The organism is Vibrio sp. 10N.222.46.A1 (assembly GCF_041473595.1).
Taxonomy (GTDB): Bacteria; Pseudomonadota; Gammaproteobacteria; order Enterobacterales; family Vibrionaceae; genus Vibrio; species Vibrio tasmaniensis_A.
Window position 1 is genome coordinate 1 of sequence record NZ_JBFRSN010001214.1, and the last position, 2737, is coordinate 2737.

At 44.7% G+C, this 2737-nt stretch carries 3 protein-coding genes; all 3 read right to left on the reverse strand.

The genetic code is table 11. The annotated features are described in order from the left end of the window. The coding region (locus AB4496_RS25320) for an SDR family NAD(P)-dependent oxidoreductase (RefSeq protein ID WP_372132585.1) at positions 1 to 357 on the reverse strand (357 nt) is incomplete at its 3' end. Continuing rightward, a complete protein-coding gene (locus AB4496_RS25325; protein WP_102258507.1) occupies positions 357 to 1916 on the reverse strand; it encodes a cryptochrome/photolyase family protein in 1560 nt (519 codons plus the stop codon). The genes AB4496_RS25325 and AB4496_RS25320, both read right to left, overlap by 1 nt. Beyond that, positions 1913 to 2737, reverse strand: an 825-nt coding sequence (locus AB4496_RS25330; protein WP_372132588.1) for an FAD-binding domain-containing protein, incomplete at its 5' end; no start/stop codon positions are given. The genes AB4496_RS25330 and AB4496_RS25325, both read right to left, overlap by 4 nt.

The window sequence follows — 2737 nt, forward strand, 5'->3', positions numbered from 1 at the left end:
GCTTGGTAGGGTGTTTACCGAGATGTTTTTCAGAAAGAACTCTGGGTCGATAGAAGATAGATTCTTTTCAGGCCCTAGATCTGGCGTATGAAGCATACCCACGCAATTTATTAACCAATCCAATCGCTCGAATTGAGTGCTTAGTCGTTCAATATCAGCTTCGTTGGTGGCATCGACTTGGTGCCAATTTAAACGGTTATCTTCCAATTCTGGTCGTTGTGAATGATAAGTCGCGTCGACATGTACATCGAGAAAATCAAAGCGAGACAGCTCAGACAATAGGTGCTTAACCACAGCGAATCCAATACCTCCGCTGCCACCAATGACCAATATGTGTAATCTGAGTTGTTCCACCATTATAAGTTCTCCAAGTTAGTCAGTCGTTGTTCTGCGGTGTCGAGTATCGCTTGTTGGTCTTGCTCATCCATATTGTCCCAAGAGCGATAAAGCATCCCCATTCGAGGGTTGCGATTTAAGGCATCGCGATGTTTGTTCATGAAGCGCCAGTACAAGCTATTGAAAGGGCAAGATTGCTCTCCGCTGCGTTCTTTTATCTTGTAGTGACAGCCTTTGCAGTAGTCACTCATACGGTTGATGTAAGAACCGCTGGCAGAGTATGGTTTGGTTCCGACGATCCCGCCATCCGCAAAAAGTGCCATACCTCGCGTATTTGGCATTTCGACCCACTCAATCGCATCGACGTATATACCAAGGTACCAACTGTCTACTTGGTCGGGGTCTATACCCGTAATTAAGCAGAAGTTGCCAGTGATCATTAACCTTTGGATGTGATGCGCGTAAGCAAACTCAAGGGACTGGTCAATCGCATGCTTCATGCAATTCATATTGGTTTGTCCGTCCCAAAAATAATGGGGCAGCTTATTGGTTGCTGAATAATGGTTTTTATTGGCGTACGCAGGCATGTTTGCCCAATAGACGGCGCGTATGTACTCTCTCCAACCTAGAATTTGTCGCACAAACCCTTCGATTTGTGCAATATCGATAGTGGGTGCATTTGGCTTAGAAGGAACTTGATAAGCTGATAACGCAGCACCAATCACTTCTTTAGGGCTCAGCAGTTTACTGTTCAGCGAAAACGAAATACGGCTATGATACAAGCTCCATTTAGAGTCGTGTTCTGTAGTCATCGCATCCTGAAACTGCCCAAATAACGGTAAGCAAACCTGGCAGAAATGAGCGAGCAGAGACAAGCTTTGTGCGCGGTTAACTGGCCATAATAATTGGTCGCCAACTTCACCAATGGTTTGAACTTGATGACGCTCGATGCGTTCTAAAATCGCGGAAATGTCGTTGGCAAACATCAGAGGTTGAGGCAGGCTTTCAATGTCTTGTTTCTTGAGTTTCTTTCGATTGCTCGCATCGTAATTCCATTTTCCACCAACGGGCTTTCCGTCTTCTAGCAAAATGTCGAAGCGCTTTCTCATTCGGCGATAGAAATGTTCCATCATGATGTGTTTGTTTTTCGGAAACTGTTGTTCTATCTCTTCGAATGGAAAGAGGAAGTGTTCCGTATCACAACAACCTTTGGTCGCATTAGTGAGCTTCAGCTTGTTCATCTGCTCTAAAAGGCGATATTCATCTGGCCTTTGATATTCGAATTTCTCAGCGCCGAATTCGTGGACATAGTGCTGCAATAGCGCATCGAAATTTTCAAATTGAGTCGTGTCATCAAGAGTTAAGTGGAGTACCTGATGACCTTGTTGTTTGAGTTCGTCGGTAAAATAGCCCATCGCCGAGAAAAAAGCCGCCACCTTTTGGATGTGCGATGCAACGTAGTCAGTCTCTTGCTTAAGTTCGGCAATGATGTAAATGACCTCGTCGTCAACCTGTTGAAACCAAGAGTGCTGGATATTGAGTTGGTCGCCTAAGACAAGGCGCACGGTTTTGAAATTCATAACACATCCTGAATGTTAGTTAAGGCAGGTTCTTTGCTGCTCGCATTCCACTTGTTGATGAACGCATGGTCTGGATCGTACATATCTGTTTGCTTACCCAAATCAAAATGTCGTGATTTAGGTTTAGGTTGTTTAGCATCATTTTGCTTGTTGGCTTGGGTGTTTACCTGAGAATTGAGAGCCCCGGCTATATATGCCCAATTGCCCCAATTTGATGCCACGTCATAGTCGATAAGTTGGCTCTCAAAATAGGCTGCGCCGTGTCGCCAGTCGATCCCTAGTTCATAGATCAAACAGCTAGCCGCAAGCTGTCTTCCTCGATTAGACATATAGCCTGTTTCGTTAAGTTGGCGCATACATGCATCGACAATCGGATAGTTGGTATTGCCACTTTTCCATTTGGCTAAATTCAGGTTCAACGTCGCTGAGGAGTTTGAAGAGTCGAGTTTATGGTTTGAGGTTTCACCGAACAACGACGAACCCAATGACAAACACTTCCAATAGAAATATTCGCGCCACAACAACTCAAAGTAGATCCAATAGGTTGATTCGTTACTGCCATGTTCGGTTTCGAACTGTTTCAAATGGCGATAAATCGTTTTAGGCGAGACGCAGCCGAGTGCCAGCCACGGCGAGAACTTGGTTGAGTTTTCGATGCCGTCAAATGCGTTTCGAGTCTGCTTATAATTAAGAGCGTAATCATGTGAAAAGTAGTTATCTAAATGCGCTAGTCCGGCATCTTCTCCACCCAAATAATCGCTTATTACTGCGCTTTCATCATTTGGTGAACTGAATAATGAGATTGTCGATGTCGATGTCGA

Excerpts from the sequence above, each read along its gene's own strand:
- AB4496_RS25325 (WP_102258507.1), bottom strand. The coding sequence starts at position 1,916 with ATGAATTTCAAAACCGTGCGCCTTGTCTTAGGCGACCAACTCAATATC.